A 16,512-nucleotide genomic window follows, 5' to 3' on the forward strand; every position below is an offset into this window, starting at 1 on the left:
TAGATCGGGAGCGCGCGAATTTTCGTGCGCTTCTTTTCTTTTGTCCCTATAGAAAGCAAAGGCAGATTCCGATAATAAGTAAGATAAGCGAGCATAGACGGAGGTGAACGGCTTGAGCAAAGAATCTCGCATTGACGAACAGATCCAGCACTTCTACGACAACGTTCCCAATGTCGGAGACGCCTTACCGCTCAAGGAGTACCTTCTTAAGCATGAGGACAGCCGTATGGCTTGGTATTTGCTAGGCAAGGAATACGAAGGCAAGGGAGACACGGCGAAAGCGACGTATTGCTTCGCCCAAGCGGGAGAAATCTACGAGGCGTTCGAATCGAAGCCCGCGCCTCAGCTTCCCGAAGCAAAGCCGAAGAAGAAGAGCGGATGGAAGAAATGGACGCTGGCGCTGCTGCTGCCGCTGCTACTGATCGGCGGAGCGGCGATAGCCGTGAACGAGCTGATGCCGGATCGCGAAGACCCTGCTGCGGAAGTCCCGCCTGAGGGCTCGGCGTCAGCTACTCCGTCTGCGAGCGCAAGCGCTTCCCCGAAGCCGACTCCGAGCAGCAAGCCTGCCCCATTGCCTTCGAACGTCATTCCTCCGGATCAGATTGCCGGGGCTCCAGGGCCGAACGGCCCGGGAGAGGGCGTGCTGGGGGGGCTGCTTACGCAGAAGCCGTCCCGGCAGCCGCGTCTGCTGATCGCTGCGCCGCAGCTCGGCAAATGGAACGATTGGGTGAAGAGCGGCAAGCCCGTAGCGACCGTAGCTTCCGACCGTGAGACCGGAACCGCTGGCGTGCAGTGGTTCGATCCGAAATGGTGCGATTGCAAGCCCGCCGATGCGAACTCCAACGAAGTCAAGCTGGCGGCCAGACTGGTGGAGAGCTGGAAGCCGATGCAGGAGGAGAAGCTTGCGCTTCGCTCGGCGATGGTTCGCTATAAGGAGATGACGGGCAGCTGGCCGTCTAGTCCGGGGGCGATGGCCGCCGATTATCCGTCGAACGTGATGTCCGGCTGGTCGGAAAACATGACGCCATGGTTCGATGAGCTGAAGGCGGCGCTGGAGGACAAGACGGACGGCAAAATACCGCGGACGGTCGGATGGCCGGAACGCAACGGGCCCGATACAGGACACGGGACGCCTTCCGGCACGTTGTCCCCGCTCGCGAATCAGCCGCTGGAGATCATCGTCGACAAGAGCAACCATCGTCTGGCGATCGTTAGCGGCGACGTGATCTTGCGCAATTACGCGGTCGGCTTGGGCGGAAGCAAGACGCCGGAGGGCGAGTTCGTCATTACGGAGAAGGTGAAGGATCCGAACGGCGGCAAAGGCGCGTACGGAAGCAGAGGGATGACGCTGTCGGACGGCCGTTACGGCATTCATGGAACGGACGAGCCGAATAGCATAGGGAAGGACGAATCTCTGGGCTGCGTTCGAATGAAAAAGGAAGACATCGAGGAGCTGTACGATCTTGTGCCGATGGGAACGCCAGTCACCATAGCAAAAGGAGGCTTGCCTTCGGAACTGCGCGCACCGCAGCAGCGATTCAAGCTGCCGAGCACGCAGAACGAGACAAACCCCCGCAAAGTGTATGATTGGTTAGGCTAACGCTGCCCGATGCTAGATGTCCAGCGACAGAAGCACCGCCATGACCACGATAATCAGGCCAAGAGCCACCCCTATCCAAATAATCGCCTTCTTGTTTACTTGTTCCTTTTCTTTCGGGCGTGAGGTGATGGGTGGTTTCTTTTTGGCTGTGCTCATGAATATCAACCTTTCTATCCTATAATTCGGAAACTCCCTCTATTGTAATCGTTTTCCTGATAAATTGCCAGACAAGCCTGCTCGGGCGTAGGCCGCCGCTTTGCTTCGTTTCCTGCTCGGGGAGGCGCCAAGGTAGGCAGGTTGCGCTTTTCTTTTGCCCTTGAAAAGGCTACACTTGATACTAATAGGGATTTATTGACTTGCACGGATTTCGCGAAAGGGTGTCGAATTCATTCATGTACAAATTAATCAAACCTCTGCTCTTCAAAATGGACCCGGAAGCCGCGCATCACTTGACCATTCACGGCTTGGGCACGGCGACGAAGGTTCCCGGAATTCCTTCGCTGCTGTCCGCTGTATGGGGCACGAAGGCTTCCCCGGAGCTTGCCGTGGACTTGTTCGGATTGCACTTTCGGCATCCCGTCGGCCTGGCGGCCGGCCTGGACAAGAATGCGAGAGCGGTGTCGGGCTTCTCCAGAATCGGCTTGTCCTTCATCGAGGTCGGAACGGTAACGCCGAAGGGGCAAGCGGGCAATGATCAGCCTCGTCTGTTCCGGCTTCCGCCGGACGAAGCGCTGATCAACCGGATGGGCTTTAACAATGAAGGAGCGGACGCAATGGCGGAGAGGCTTGCCAAGCTGTCCCGGCGTATCGTGCCGCTGGCTGTGAATATCGGCAAAAATAAGGTCACACCGAACGAGAAGGCGGCCGACGACTATCGGGCTTGCATTCGGACGCTGTTTCCTTACGGGGATTTCTTCGTAGTCAATATCAGCTCCCCGAATACGCCGGACCTGCGCGCGCTGCAGCACGGCGACGAGCTAAGACACCTTCTGGACGCGGTTAAGGACGAGATGGGCAAGCAGGCGGAGCGTCATGGGGAATTGCCGAAACCGATTCTCGTCAAGATCGCGCCCGATAATACGCAGGAGCAATTGGGCTATATGGCAGAAGCCATTCAACTAAGCGGCATGTCGGGAATCATCGCGACCAATACGACGATCGGCCGCGACGGCTTGACGCACCGCAACGCGGGAGAGACCGGAGGGCTGAGCGGCCGTCCGCTGACTCATCGGTCAACGGAAGTGATTCGCGAGCTGTATAAGCTGACGCAGGGCAAGCTGCCGATCATCGGCTCGGGAGGAATCTTCACGGCGGATGACGCCTACGAGAAGATTCTGGCCGGCGCCAGTCTTGTCGAGGTGTATACATCATTGATCTACAAGGGGCCGGTCGTCGTCAAGCAAATTCACAAGGGCTTGCTTGCACGGCTTAAGCAGGATGGCTTCACCCGGATAACGCAAGCGGTAGGAGCGGGCGTTCGTTAGGAGGAATGTCGATGGACGGAATGGATTGGGGGAAGTTCCTGCTTCCCTACAAGCAAGCCGTAGAGGAACTGAAAGTCAAATTTAAGTCGCTTCGTTCCGAATTGAAGGCCAGGGACGAATATGCCCCGATCGAATTTGTCACCGGCCGGGTCAAACGGGTATCCAGCATTCTGGAGAAGTCGCGGATGCTGTCGGTTCCGATGGATCGCCTTGAGACGGGAATCGAAGACATCGCGGGCATCCGAATCATGTGTCAGTTCGTGGACGATATCTATCGCGTAGCGGAGATGATTCGCAAGCGCAAGGATCTGACGCTGGTCTACGAGAAGGACTATATTACGAACTACAAGGAAAGCGGCTATCGGAGCTATCACCTGATCGTGGAATACCCTGTTCAGACCTCGCTCGGCTCCAAGCCCGTGCTGGCGGAAATTCAGATTCGCACGCTGGCGATGAATTTCTGGGCTACGATCGAGCATTCGCTGAACTACAAATACCGGGACCAGCTGCCGGCTCACGTGAAGGAACGGCTGCGCAGCGCGGCCGAGGCGGCGTTTTCCCTCGATAACGAAATGTCGAGCATTCGTCAGGAGATCGTAGACGCCCAGCAGGATTTTGAGGAGAGCTCGATCATCGTCCGCCGTGTGCTGAATCAAATCCAGGAGCTTTATTATTTCCGCAGAGTCAGAGAGGCGGCGCAATTCCAGCGCAGATTCAACGAGCTATGGGAGCAAGACGACATCTGGGGACTGAAGGAGCTGTCGCTGGAGGTTCAAGCGGCGCTCGCCCGAGCTGGCAAAGGCGGGAACGGATAGTCCGGAGAGAGACGAGATGGAATCTCCCGATTAGCTCGGAGGAAGCAAATACGTGCCAGCGCGGACTGAGATTGTCGAAAGCGGCGATTAGCGCCGTCCAATAGCAAAAGGAAGCCTCTTGCGCGTAAGCGGCAAGAGGCTTTCCGGTTCAAGCGTTCGGATTGAAATTGTCTTCGATGAGCTGATTGATCTGTTCGGGCGTTTTGCCTTGCTTGCTCCATTCCTCGATCTTGACCAGCTCCTCCGTGCAGATGCCGCATTGGCCGCTGTGATCGGTCCAGGTGACGCCCGTTTCGTCTTGGTCGGCGACGTAGCAGCGCAGCAGGGAAGCGTGCGGGTCGTCCTCATACTCCATGCAGCCGCAGTAGCACTTCACGGTTTTTAGAATATCCTCGTATTTGCCTACGATGGAGTAGAGGTGCTTGGTACGGCCCGAGTAGTTGGAGAGGAAGGAGGGCATGTCCGAGTAGGAGGCTTCCTTCTCCCAGTTCTCATTGCCATGGCGATGCGGCTCGCTGTTCGAGGCGCCGCCCCCGCATGCGACCAGTAAGATGCCGCCGGCCAGAAGCGCGGAAGGCAGCGCCAGCAGCCACTTGCCGTTCATCAGTCGTTCCCCTCGGGCTTGTGCTTGTCGAAAAATTGCTTGAAGTCGTCCAGCGCATATCCTTCCGTCGACTCGGACTCCTTAAGCCCGCCTTGCATTCTGTCGCTTTCTACTCCGTCCTTGTAATAGACAAGCGTTGGCGTAGCGTCGATATTCATTTTACCGAAATAGTCCTCGAATTCCCGCAGATTGAATTGATGCAGGTTAATGCCAAGCTCGTCCGCGAGCGGCTTAAGCTGAGGCGTCGTCTTCTTGCAGTGCGGGCAATCGGAAGCGAAGTAATAGACGAAGAAGCTTTCCTTGTCGGCGATCTTCTTGTTCAGCACGTCCGGGAGCAGGATGTTGTTGTAGTTAGGATCGTCCAGCAGAGCGCGGGTGGCCGGGTACAGCTTGTCCGCAGGCTTGCCGTATACGGTGTCGGGCTGCATGTTCTTGAGCACAACGAGTCCGACGATCAATACGGCGAGAATACCGAAAAAAATCGATAGCTTTTTGGCAGTCATTAGTAAATCCCCCAGTTTAAATAGGTTTATGCTCAGAAAACATAGACAATTACCCCGAACTCTCTTACATTATACCTAATAAGTTTGTAGAGCAACAATGGTCAGAACGCATTGACATGAAACTGTCGCAATAGAAAGAAAGCAGGTTATCGCATGAAACAAACGATCAGGCTCGACAAAATGCTCGGAAACCTCGGTTACGGAACGCGCAGTGTCATCAAGCAGTGGATCAAACAGGGCGCAGTGGCCGTCAACGGCCGAACGGTCAAGGATCACGGGCTGCAGATCCGTCCCCTGGAGGACGAGGTTGCATTAAACGGAGAAATCATTCGCTACCGCGATACCGTCTATGTGCTTCTTCACAAGCCTGCAGGCGTCGTCTCCGCGACGGAGGATTTTCGGGATCGCACGGTGATCGACCTGCTTGGCGAGGACGTCAAGGTGCTGTCGCCTTTCCCTGTCGGCCGTCTCGATAAGGACACGGAAGGGCTGCTTCTCCTAACGAACGACGGCAAGCTGTCGCATGAGCTGCTGTCTCCTCGCAAGCATGTGCCGAAGACGTATCGGGCGCTTGTGGCCGGAGCAGTGGGCGTAGAGGACGTGGAAGCCTTCGGCCGGGGCGTTGAGCTGGATGATGGATACGTGACGATGCCGGCCCAATTGCACGTTCTCGCTTCCGCCCCGGCAGACGGACAGCCGCAAGCGGAGAAGCCTGAAGCTGCCGCGGAGCTGCTGGCGGCGATGAATTCCGCTGCTCAAGCCGGGAAGGCGAACGAGCAGGACACGCTCTGTTGGATCGAGCTGACGATTCACGAGGGGAAGTTTCATCAGGTGAAGCGAATGTTCGAGGCGGTCGGCAAGAAGGTACTGTATCTTCGCAGAGTCTCGATGGGGCCACTGCTGCTCGACCCGGCTCTGGCGCCTGGGGAATGGCGGGAGCTGACGGAGGATGAAGTGGATAGCCTGCGCAACTATCGGAAGGATGGTCAACCATGAACTACAGCATGATCGCTTTGGATGTAGACGGAACGCTGCTGGACGATCGTCATAAGATCACTCCGAGAGTGCGGGAAGCGGTGCTGTCGGCAGCGAATAAGGGCATCGAGATCGTCATCTGCACGGGACGGGGCACGACGAGCGCGCTGCCGGTGCTCAAGGAGCTTGGGCTGAAGGGCACGATGATCACTCATAACGGGGCGTCCGTCGTCGACAGCGAGACACGGGAAATCTTGCACGACACGGTCATCTCTCATGAGCTGGCTCTTCGTTACATTCAATATTTGAGAGAACAGAGCATCCACTTTGATATGAATACGGCCTTCGACCTGTTCGTGAATCATATCCGGGAAGAGGCGGCCACGATGTACAATCATCTGCAGGCGAAGCCGATTCTTCGGACTTTGGAGGAAGGAATGCCGGAGAGGCTGGTGAAATTGTCCGTTTTCGCCCCTAAGACCGTTCTGGATCAAGTCGAAGCGGATTGGCAAAGCTGGGGACCTCAGCTTCAGGCGATTCGCAGCGGGGATAATTTCATTGACGTGCAGCATCTGCAGGCGAGCAAAGGCCATGCGCTGGAAAGGCTTGCGGCGCTCAGGGGAATTCCCAGGGAACGGATTCTGGCCATGGGCAATTATTACAACGATATGGAAATGCTGATCTATGCGGGACGGGGAGTGGCGATGGCCAATTCGCCGGAAGAGGTGAAGGCGGCCGCCGACGAGGTCACCGTGTCCAACAACGAGGATGGCGTAGCGGTTGTGCTGGAGAGGCTTGTCTTGGCGTAATTAGGCAATGAGAGTAAAGCAGGGGCGATTCGGCGATAGATGCGGATCGCTCCTGTTCGTGCTGCGCGGAAAGCCCGATTGGGACGGCCGAAGCGCGAAAACAGAGCAAGCCGCATTCGGCTTGCTCCAAGCTTGGAATTACCGACAGGATAGACTTGGCTGGCTCATCTTGCCAGACTCAGTATCCCGCAGTCAAAACGATGACCAGCAGAATAAACAAGACCAGCACGAAGGCTGCCGATGCAAAGTGTCCTCCGACTGCACCAGACATGCAAATTCCTCCTTCATGGACAATAAGATTGGGGGATGCCGAAGCGGACTGCGATTCAGGCGCTATTCCTCACTTCGGTCTATATCTATTGTATGAAGGCGCAGGGCGGCGGATTGGACGCTTAACCAGCAGCGGCGATGATTTGGGTAGCTGCGGAAGCGGGGAATAGCCAGGGAAGGACAGTTACCGGAGAGAGAACAAAGGCCAGACCCCGCGAGAGGTCTGGCCTTGCAGCAGGAGAGCGGAGGTACGCCTCAGTAGCTTCGATCGTAATCGATCAAGTTGCGGGCGGGACGTCCGTACGCCAGATAGTGCTCCAGATTAGCGATAAACAGCTCGGAAAATTGCTCCTTGAAGCGGCTTGTCCAGCCGCCCATGTGGGGCGTCATAATGACATTGTCCAATCCCCACAGCGGATGGTCGGAAGGCAGCGGCTCCGTCTCGTATACGTCAAGCCCCGCCCCGGCAATCGTCCCTTCTGTAAGCGCGGCGACAAGGGCCGGCGTGTCGACGGAAGCCCCTCTGCCGAAGTTGAAGAACAAAGCTCCCGGCTTCATGCTTGCGAAGCGCGCCGCGTTAAAGAGATGATGGGTTTCGTCCGTATAGGGCAGCACGTTGACGACGAAGTCGCAGCGCGACAAGACGTTATCCAACTGTTCGATGCCATGCATCTCGTCGAACTCTTCATTCGCCCGCGCGCTGCGGCGAACGCCCAGCGCAGACATGCCGAACGCCCGCGAGAGACGGGCGATCTCCGTGCCGATCGTGCCGGCGCCGATAATGCCGATCGTGCTGCCGACAAGCCGGACATCCGGCTTGGTGAGCTTCCATTCCCGTCGGGTTTGCCGGCGGATAGCCAGATGAAGGTTGCGGGAGAAGGCGAGCAGCATGGCGAAGAAGGTTTCCGCCATCGGCGTCGGGTGAATTCCGCCCGCGCTGGTCAGCAGCACTCCGCGATCCTTAAGCTTTCCGAGCGGCATATGATCCACGCCGGCGGAATTGTTCTGCACCCAGCGCAATTGAACGGCGGAATCGAGCGCCCCTTCCATGGCGGAGTTCCAGCCGACGACGATCCGAGCGTTGCGATAATGCTCCTCGGCGATCGGGGTCTCGCTCTCGGACACAATCGTCCAATCGGGAAGAAGCTTTCTCATCCGCTCCATCGTATCGGCATTAAGCTTGCATAGCAGCAATAAGGTATTCATATCGCACACTCCTTGGCGGAATCAGCCTCCGCGTCGTTGTCTTGAGGAGCCTGAGCTCCCTTTTTTCAGATACGCATAATCGGTTACCCGGTTTTTGCCATTGGTCTTGCTGTAGTACATCGCCTGGTCCGCTTCCTTCATCAGGTGCTCCGCGGTGATGCCGGGGGACATCATGCTGTAGCCGACGCTGATGGTGACAATCGATTCCTTCTCGGTCCGGGAGCGAATGCTCTCGGCCGCTTGCGCGACGACCGAGGAGGAGCCGGCGACAAAGGCCACGAGCTCCTCCCCGCCGTATCTTCCGGCGAGTCCGTTGTTGTCCGTTTCCTCCATCAGCATGGCGGAAACCTGCTTCAGCACGCCGTCTGCCTTGTGATGGCCATGCGTATCGTTGAGCTTCTTGAAGTTGTCGATATCGCAGAAAATAGCGCCTACGGGCCGTCCCGTTTTCAGAATCTGATCAAGCCTGCTCATAAAGTACCTGCGGTTGTACAGATTCGTCAAGCCGTCCGTAATGGAGGAGCGATACACGGATTGCATAATTTCGACGACCCGTTCGAACAAGATGGCGAACAGAAGGATATAGTAGAAGACGGGGAGCAATCCCGCGATGGTCTTGAAAATCGAAACCTCAGGCGCCCAGTAGGTGGCGGAGATAACAGACAACTGCATCGTGAAGGCGATCCACAGGCTGGTCATGTATTTTCTCGGCTGGCCGATATGCGGCGCGAACATCAGCACGAACAAAGGACCGAGCAGCAGCAGATAGCCATCCAGCGCCGGAGTGGACCGAATGCCGCTCATCCACGAGCTTTCCGAAGCCGAGATGCCGGGCAGAAGGTCTCCGACGGCAATGAGCAAACCGCTGGCCATCAATCCGAAAAACCACAGCCGCGTGCGCGGACGGCGGCGATGGTAAAGCTCGAATATGGCAAAATGTATGACGATAAACGCATAGACCTGAAGGAGCTTCCCGATGAAGATCAGATAGGGCTCGGACGGCGTAAGCTCCAGCGAGATGGCCAGCTGCAGCAGGTGCTGAACCAGAATAAACGTCAAAGAGGTCAGCAGCGACCGATAGGCATGCCTGCGATTGCTGCTGTAGAGTCGATAAGACATGAACAGCATTAACGAGACGATGACGACGGCCATCGCCGAAGAAAATAACAGACCCAAATTATCCGGGGTAAGCGTAACCAGGAACATGTCCGACTCCTTTTAGGCAAGCATGTCAGCTTGCAGAACATATGTTTTCTAATATATCATATTTTTGAGAGACTATCTTCAAGATTGTCGGAAGTGAGGAGGAATCGCCCTTGAACATTTTGCAGGCGCTGTTTTTCCCCCCGGAGCAGCCGGGAGGCGTCTCGTCCATGGTTCCCTACATCGGGGAGAGGTTCCGCAAAATCGGCTGGGAGATGGAGCTGTTTTCGCTGCCGAAGCGCATCCGCAACAAAGGACACGACGAGATCGAGTTCGCGACGTTTGACTGGCGGCCTTATGCTGGCCACGCGATCATAGACAAGTATTTGCAAACCTACAAGGATTACGTATGGTGGGTGAAGCTTCGCCTTACCGGACAGCAATACGATCTGATCCACGCGCATCATCCGATCGCGGCATTGGCAATGAAGCAGGTGTACCCGAATACTCCCGTGCTGATGACGGTTCACTCCAGCTATGAGCGAGAGCTGATTCTCAACGGCAAGATCGCCGAGGGAGGCCCCGAGCATCGGTTTCTAACCGCGATCTACGGCGAGCTGGAGCACCAGACCAGTCAGTTGATGACTGTATCTAACTCTTTTGCTCATTATATCGGCACATACCTGAAAGAACCTAACAGCACAATCGTAATTCCGAACGGCTACGACGAAAAAAGATTCAAGCCGGTGCCGCATGAGAACGAGGTCGCGCAGCTTGTCACGGTATGCCGGCTCGTTCCCGCTAAAGGGCTCGATATTTTGCTGCAGGCCTGCGCCGAATTGCGGAAGAGGGACAGCAAATTCGTTCTGCATATTATCGGAGACGGTCCGATCCGCAAGGAGCTGGAGGAGCTTTCGCAGCGTCTCGGCATCTACGACGATACGATTTTCTACGGCTATATGCTTCACCCGGAGGAGCTGATGCCGTTTTTCGATATTTTCGTGCTTCCGTCGCGGGCGGAGGCGTTCGGATCTGTATTCGCGGAAGCGGCGCTTTGTCTGCTGGCCCTTGTCGGAACCGACGTCGGCGGCATCGCGGAGCAGATCGAGGACGGCATGAACGGGCTGCTTGTGCCCTCCGAGAATCCGGTCGCGCTGGCGAACGCGCTGGAGACGGTCATCAACGACCCGCATTTCCGTTACGAGATGGCGAGAGCGGGATGGAACAAGGCGAAGAAGACGTATTCGCTCAATCGGGTCATCAGCGAGCTGAAACGGATTTATTCTTCGTATGGCCCGCAGGGCGGGGACGAAACCGAACAGCGGGAGACGTGAGCGAAGTGGGCGTTCCTTTTACCTTTATCCATGCGGCGGATTTGCATCTGGACAGTCCGTTCAAGGGGCTGGCCAAAGCGCCCGCCGCCGTGCGCGACCGGCTTCGGGAGTCGACGTTCGCCGCCTTGGACGGCTTGTGCAGCCTTGCGGAGCGGGAGAAGGCCGATTTTGTCGTGCTGTCCGGCGATTTGTTCGATGCGGCGGATCGGTCGCTGCGCGCCCAGCTGAGATTGCAGCGAGCGCTTGGCGAGATGACGAAGCGCGGGACTCAGGTGTTCATTACGCATGGGAACCATGATCCCGAGAGCGGCCGTCAGGCCAAGCTGGATTGGCCGCCGGGCGTATTTGTCTTCGGCTCGTCGCAGGTGGATTGCTATGCCGCCCTAAGCCGGGACGGCGGCGAGATTATCGCCAACGTATACGGAATTTCCTATCCGACGCGCGTTGTCTCGGATAATCTGGCGCTCCGCTTCAAGAAACGGGAGGGGGCGCCTTTTCACATTGCGGTGCTGCATGCGAATGTGGACAGCAACCCCGCCCACGACAACTATGCTCCCTGCAGGCTGGACGAGCTGGCTTCTTCGGGGTTTGATTACTGGGCGTTAGGTCATGTCCACGATCGCCGGGTTCTGCGCGAATACCCCCATGTCGTCTACCCGGGCAATCTGCAAGGCCGGAGCGTCCGGGAGACGGGAAGCAAGGGAGCGTATGTCGTCGAGGTGAGCGGGACCGGCGTCGTGCAGCTGCGCTTTCAGGACATTGCCGATGTCCTCTGGCAGGAGCTTCCGGTATCGATTGAAGGCATGCGCCGGGAGCAGGAGCTTCAGGACCGAATGCTGGCCGTGCTGGAGGAAGCGCGGAGCGCTTCAGGCGGAAGGGCGACGTTAGCCAGAATCCGCCTGGTCGGACAAGGACCGCTCCATGCAAGCTTGCTGCAGAACGGCAGAGCGGACGAGTGGCTGGAAGGCTTGAGAGAGAGCGTTCATTCCCCGGAGGAAACGGAGGATTGGATCTGGCCTGAATCGCTGTCGGTTAGAACAGGCAGCCGGATGCAAGCGTTCGAGGAAGAGGGCTTTCTTGGCGATCTGGCGAGAAGGGGAAGCGAAGCGGCGAATTGCCCCGATACGGCGAAGGCGCTGCTGGAGGAAGCGACCGAGGAGCTGCGCAGGCAGCCGAAAATCCGCGAATGGCTGGATGGCAGGACGGATGAGGAGCGGGAGCAGTGGATTCGGCAGGCGCTGGAGCTCGCTGTCTCGCTTCTGCGCGAGGAGGAGGCCGATTAACGGCGCAGTATCGAGTGGAGGAAAACGCAGATGGATATCAGGGAGCTCCAGGTGGACGGATACGGGGCGCTTCACGATGCGAGGCTGGATTTTGGCGTACGCGGAGAGGAAGGTTCGCGTATCGTCGTTGTATACGGGCCGAACGAGGCGGGCAAGAGCACGCTTCTTCGGTTTGTTCGCAGCATGCTGTACGGTTTTCCTTCCCGCAAGGAGCCTGTGGAGCGCGGAGAGCCGGTATTCGGAGGGCGCCATGGCGGGCGTCTCGTGCTCGGAGACAAGTCGGGCCGGGAGTGGAGAATCGAGCGTCATGCCGAGCGCGGCGGGGAGCTGAGGCTGAGAGACGAGAGCGGGATGGAGCGAACGGTCGTGCAAGCCGAATGGGAGAAGCTGATGCTTGGCGGACTGTCGGAGAAAATGTTCCGGCAATTGTTCGCGGTCTCGCTTAACGAGCTGCACGAGCTGCGAACCTTGCAGGGCGAGGAGCTCGGCAATTTCTTGTACCATGCCGGAATGGCGGGCGGGCCGTCAATTGCGGCTGCGCGCCGTCGCATCGGGTCGGAGCTTGACCGGCTGTATCGTCCGCGCGGCTCGACCCAGGAAATCAATCGGCTGCTGAACCGCATCAAGGAGCACGAAACCGCGATTCGTCAAAGCCCCGACGGGATTCAGGCCTATCAAGAGGCGACGGAGGTGCTGGCGCGCACCGAAGCGGAGTTGGCCCGGACGGAAGAGCGATTGCCGGGGCTTCGCTCCGAGACGATCCGGCTTCAAGGAGCGCTTGAGCTGCGGGGATGGTGGTTGAAGCGGGAAGCGCTGCTGGCAGAGGCCGCAGACCTGCGCGAAGGCTTGGCTGATCCGTCTGCGCCGTTGCTGCCGGAAACCGCTGCGCGGCTATGGACGGACCTGCGGACTGCCCGGGACGAAAGCGCGGCGAGGCTGGCATCCGGACGAGCGTCGCTCGAAGCGCTTCAGCAGCGGCGGGACAAGCTCGTCTGGGAGGAGCGCTGGCTGGCATCCATGCCGGAGCTGGAGCGCCTGGAGGCGCAGCGCGAAGGAATCGCCGCAAAGCGGGAGGAGCGGGCCGAGCTGGAGGCGGAGCGAAGAATGCTGGACGAAGCGGTGCACGGCGCGTTGTCCAGCATCTCCGCCGAATGGGGAGAAGCGGAGCTGTCGGCGCTGGGCGGCATGGCGGCAGACAGGGAGCACATTCGCGAGCTGCGCCATAAGCTCGACGAGACGGAGCGGGCAGCGGCGGCGCTGCAAGTCGAGCAGCGCAGGCTGGATCGGCAGATGGAGGTGCTGCAAGCGGAGGAGCAGGCTCTGGCGGCCGAGCTTGAGTCCGCCCCCCGGCGGACGGCGGCCCGGGCGAGTGGCTTTGTCCCGCGGACGAAGACGGACTTGCTGCAAGCCTGGCACGCGGCGGAGGACGCTCGCAGAGAGTATGAGCGGTCCGGCGGAGGCGTCTTGGGAGCCGCTCGGCCTGCCGCGTCCCGCGCAAGCTCAAGGAAGCAGCCGCGCGGAGCCTTCTGGGGTCAGTTGGCGCTGGCTGGAATTGTCGCGCTTGCGGCGCTTGCGTGGCCATTGCTGTTCCGCGGAGAGGATGGCGTATCCGTCTCCGCGTTCCTCCTATCGGCGGCGCTGCTGCTCTTGTCGGCCTGCTTGGCTGCCTATGGCTGGCAGAAGCGGGGAAGGCTGACGCTGACCGCATCATCCGCAGAGCCCGTTTCCGCGGAACAGCGGACCGATTGGCAAGCTGCTCGCACGCGGGTAAACGAGCGGCTGCAGGAGCTGATCGCCGATTCGGAGGCTGCTGCGGCCGCCGCCGTATTTGCGCAAGGACCGGAGAGGTCCGGCGGGGAGCCCGGCAAGCCTGCATATGCTTCGGCTCGGGAGGTCGAGCCGGATACGGATGCGTGGTGGCGGCAGCTTCGCGAAGCGGTTCACGACCAGATCGCATGCTGGGAGGAGGCGGAACGCGGTGCGGCCAGAAGACAGGAGATGCTCGGCAGGATGCAGGAGCTGCGCAAGGAGCGGGAACTGATTCGCCGAGACGCCGACGGGCTGGCCGATCATCTCGCGCAACTGCGGGAGGAATGGTCCCAATGGCTGCGTGAGCGCAAGCTGCCCTCCCGGCTTACGCCGCAAGCCGCGCCCGAGCTGTTCGTGACGGCCGAGCGGGGTCAGGCTGCGCTTCGCCAGCGTCAACGAATTGCGGAGCGATGGAATGCGCTCGATAGCGCGATCTTGGCTTTCGATCAGGCAGCGGCTCGTCTGGCTGAGGCATTCCCGCTCCCGGCGAGTCTGCAAGGAGATGCATCCTTGGCTGTCCAATGGCTGTATCGGGAAGCGGCGAATCAATGGTCGGCTCGGGAAGAAGCCGAGGGACTCGATCAGACGATCCGGGTTGAAAGCTCTGCCGTTGAGATAGCGGCCGAGGAAGTCGACAAGCTTCTGAAGCGAATCGCCGGCATGCTCAAGGAAGCGGGAGTCGGCGAAGAATCGGAGATGGACGCGCGCCTTCTCGTCGATGAACGCTGCCGAGCGCTGCGCAAAGAGGCTCGCGAGATTCAGCTTCGACTGGAGTCGGGAAGGGACATGCAGGAGCAGGAGGCTTTGTACGGGCTGCTTGCTGGCCGGGACGAAGCCTTCCTCACGGCCCTTGCGGCCGAGCGCAGGGAAGAGCTGGCGACTGCGGAGGAGACGAAGTCAGAGCTGCTGGATCGTCGCGGACGGCTCGCTCAGGAGCTGGAGCGTCTGGGCAGGGAAGCCGAGCTCAAGGATCACAATCAGCAGCTTAGCGAGCTCAGGGGCCAGCTGGAAGGCTTGGCGGAGCGCTATGCGCTGCTGGCGATCGCGGATCGGCTGGTCGTCAAGACGAAAGCCGTGTATGAGGAGGAGAAGCAGCCGGAGGTGCTTCTGCGCGCTTCGGGCTACTTTCGTCAGATGACCGGAGGCGAGTATCTGCGCGTCGCTGCGCCCGGGGATTCCAAGGCGCTGCTGGCGGAGACGAAGGATCGGGTATGGCTGGACAGCCTCTATCTCAGCAGGGGCACCCAAGAGCAGCTGTATTTGTCTATGCGTTTTGCTCTGGGTGGAGCTGCTTCTCCCGATCAGCCGCTTCCCTTTCTGCTGGACGATCTGTTCGTCCACTTCGACGAGAAAAGACTGGTGCAGTCGCTGCCGGTGCTGGAGGAGATGGGGAAGGTACGGCAAGTGGTGCTGTTCACCTGTCATCGCCATGTGGCCGATGCCGTCCTGTCGGGCATTCCCGGCGCTCGCCTCGTCAGGCTGAAAGACGAGGCGGCGGTTTAGCTTCGGAGCTCGGCGGAAGCGCCTTGTCCCGGCTCATCAGGAACAGCCAGCCGAGGCTGAGCAAGCCGAACATCGGATACAAGGTGGAGAGCAAGGTGCCGAAGCCGAACTGTCCGGCGAGGAAGCAGAGCAGCAGCAGAGCGGCCGTCAGCATCCAGGGCGAGGCTTTCGTACGCTCATGCAGCTGCAGCGTCAACCCGTAGATGTCGGCGACAAGCGTCGTGAAGATTTCCATGAAGATCAGGAAGACATACACCCAGTGGAGCCAGGCGCCCAATTCCCTAGCGATTCCCCCCATCGGAATATCGAATTGGGCAATGCCGGGCATACGCGAGGATAAGGCGAAATGACCGGCAAGCAGCAAAGCTCCGATGCCGATGCCTCCGATCCACGCTCCCTTGCGCAGGATTCGGGCGTCTCCGATGGCCGCTCCGAGAGGAACGAGGACGGCTTGAGACATCGAGAGGTTGAATGCGGCGTACAGAAACGGAGACAGTCCGGCCGCCCATGGCGAGACCGCGTTAGGCGCGCGCAGCCATTGATCGGACAGCGGATTGCGCAAGGTCTCGATGACAAGAAAGGCCGAGAATCCGATCATTAAGGGGACGACAACCGTGTTGATCGTCAGAATCGCGCTCATCCCTTTGCGCAGCAGCAGGAAACAGGCGAACATCGTCACGAGCAGGCCTGTCTGGTAGCTGAGATTAAGATGCTCGGAGAAGACCGAACCCGCGCCTGCAAGCATAACCGCATTCACGCCGAGCAGGACGATCAGCATCAGATGACTGACCCAGCGCCCCGTATTTTCTCCGAACAAGTGCTTGTTAAGGTCCTCATAGGATCTAGCCTTCAGCTCTGCTGCCAAGAGCATGACTTTGGCTCCGATCCAGACGAAGAACAGGGTGGATATGATGATCAGATAAGCTCCCCAATGCCCGAAGCGGGTAAAAAACTGCAGCACTTCTTTGCCCGAGGCAAACCCCGCCCCAACGACGGTTCCGATAAAGACAAGCGCGACCTGGATGCTTTTGGCCCAGTGCTTCATTTCCGCAAAACCTCCCCCCATCACGACTCGTCCGTCCTTGTTTACTGTATGACAATAAGTGGACGGGCATGACTTCGGGAGCCTTAGCTGAGCTTTTGACGGGCAGTGAAGAGTCAGGAAAGAGGCATT

The 16,512-nt window shown here is 58.8% G+C and carries 14 protein-coding genes; 8 read left to right on the forward strand and 6 right to left on the reverse strand.

Going from position 1 to position 16,512, the window contains the following annotated elements; translation table 11 throughout:
• The first annotated feature begins 112 nt into the window (after positions 1–112).
• Positions 113–1,600 carry a L,D-transpeptidase gene (locus ACFO1S_RS22775; protein ID WP_204601658.1) on the forward strand — a complete coding sequence of 496 codons (1,488 nt, stop codon included), beginning with the start codon at positions 113–115 and terminating at the stop codon, positions 1,598–1,600.
• Positions 1,601–1,612: 12 nt separating this feature from the next.
• On the opposite strand, the gene ACFO1S_RS22780 is transcribed toward ACFO1S_RS22775, so the two are convergent.
• Positions 1,613–1,756: a hypothetical protein gene (locus ACFO1S_RS22780; RefSeq protein ID WP_204601657.1), complete on the reverse strand. Its 144-nt coding sequence runs from the start codon at positions 1,754–1,756 to the stop codon at positions 1,613–1,615.
• A 236-nt stretch (positions 1,757–1,992) separates the two neighbouring features.
• Between ACFO1S_RS22780 and ACFO1S_RS22785 the strand changes: the two genes are divergently transcribed.
• Positions 1,993–3,084, forward strand: coding sequence for a quinone-dependent dihydroorotate dehydrogenase (locus ACFO1S_RS22785; protein WP_204601656.1), 1,092 nt, complete (start codon positions 1,993–1,995; stop codon positions 3,082–3,084).
• Between the two features lie 11 nt (positions 3,085–3,095).
• Positions 3,096–3,899: a GTP diphosphokinase gene (yjbM, locus tag ACFO1S_RS22790; RefSeq protein WP_204601655.1), complete on the forward strand. Its 804-nt coding sequence runs from the start codon at positions 3,096–3,098 to the stop codon at positions 3,897–3,899.
• Positions 3,900–4,047: 148 nt separating this feature from the next.
• Here yjbM and ACFO1S_RS22795 read toward each other — a convergent pair whose 3' ends face one another.
• Together ACFO1S_RS22795 and ACFO1S_RS22800 are read right to left on the reverse strand one after the other, a co-directional pair.
• The gene (locus ACFO1S_RS22795; protein WP_204601654.1) at positions 4,048–4,503 is read right to left on the reverse strand and encodes a PCYCGC motif-containing (lipo)protein; all 456 of its coding nucleotides are present in this window, start codon (positions 4,501–4,503) and stop codon (positions 4,048–4,050) included.
• Positions 4,503–5,006, reverse strand: a complete 504-nt coding sequence (locus ACFO1S_RS22800; protein ID WP_204601653.1) for a thioredoxin family protein — start codon at positions 5,004–5,006, stop codon at positions 4,503–4,505. Before ACFO1S_RS22800 ends, ACFO1S_RS22795 begins: the two co-directional genes overlap by 1 nt.
• Positions 5,007–5,159: 153 nt before the next feature.
• On the opposite strand from ACFO1S_RS22800, the gene ACFO1S_RS22805 reads away from it, so the two are divergent.
• On the forward strand, positions 5,160–6,002 hold the full coding sequence (locus ACFO1S_RS22805) for a pseudouridine synthase (RefSeq protein ID WP_204601652.1): 843 nt from the start codon (positions 5,160–5,162) through the stop codon (positions 6,000–6,002).
• A complete protein-coding gene (locus ACFO1S_RS22810; RefSeq protein WP_204601651.1) occupies positions 5,999–6,790 on the forward strand; it encodes a Cof-type HAD-IIB family hydrolase in 792 nt (263 codons plus the stop codon). The genes ACFO1S_RS22805 and ACFO1S_RS22810 overlap by 4 nt, the downstream gene beginning before the upstream one ends.
• Before the next feature lie 525 nt (positions 6,791–7,315).
• Here ACFO1S_RS22810 and ACFO1S_RS22820 read toward each other — a convergent pair.
• Together ACFO1S_RS22820 and ACFO1S_RS22825 are read right to left on the reverse strand one after the other, a co-directional pair.
• Entirely contained in the window at positions 7,316–8,266 is a 951-nt protein-coding gene (locus tag ACFO1S_RS22820) for a D-2-hydroxyacid dehydrogenase (RefSeq protein WP_204601649.1), read from the reverse strand.
• Positions 8,267–8,287: 21 nt separating this feature from the next.
• A complete protein-coding gene (locus ACFO1S_RS22825; protein WP_204601648.1) occupies positions 8,288–9,472 on the reverse strand; it encodes a GGDEF domain-containing protein in 1,185 nt (394 codons plus the stop codon).
• A gap of 110 nt (positions 9,473–9,582) precedes the next feature.
• On the opposite strand from ACFO1S_RS22825, the gene ACFO1S_RS22830 reads away from it, so the two are divergent.
• Genes ACFO1S_RS22830 through ACFO1S_RS22840 form a run of 3 tightly spaced genes read left to right on the forward strand, consistent with a single transcriptional unit; the run spans position 9,583 to position 15,338 of the window.
• Positions 9,583–10,743 carry a glycosyltransferase family 4 protein gene (locus ACFO1S_RS22830; RefSeq protein ID WP_204601647.1) on the forward strand — a complete coding sequence of 387 codons (1,161 nt, stop codon included), beginning with the start codon at positions 9,583–9,585 and terminating at the stop codon, positions 10,741–10,743.
• Positions 10,744–10,748: 5 nt separating this feature from the next.
• Complete coding sequence (locus ACFO1S_RS22835) at positions 10,749–12,026, forward strand: metallophosphoesterase family protein (protein ID WP_378127639.1); 1,278 nt, start codon at positions 10,749–10,751, stop codon at positions 12,024–12,026.
• Positions 12,027–12,056: 30 nt separating this feature from the next.
• Entirely contained in the window at positions 12,057–15,338 is a 3,282-nt protein-coding gene (locus ACFO1S_RS22840; RefSeq protein WP_204601645.1) for an AAA family ATPase, read from the forward strand.
• Here ACFO1S_RS22840 and ACFO1S_RS22845 read toward each other — a convergent pair.
• Complete coding sequence (locus tag ACFO1S_RS22845; RefSeq protein ID WP_204601644.1) at positions 15,310–16,383, reverse strand: YkvI family membrane protein; 1,074 nt, start codon at positions 16,381–16,383, stop codon at positions 15,310–15,312. The two genes, ACFO1S_RS22840 and ACFO1S_RS22845, sit on opposite strands and share 29 nt — an antisense overlap.
• Positions 16,384–16,512: the final 129 nt, after the last annotated feature.

The organism is Cohnella boryungensis, assembly GCF_042651945.1.
In the GTDB taxonomy this organism is placed as follows: Bacteria; Bacillota; Bacilli; order Paenibacillales; family Paenibacillaceae; genus Cohnella; species Cohnella boryungensis.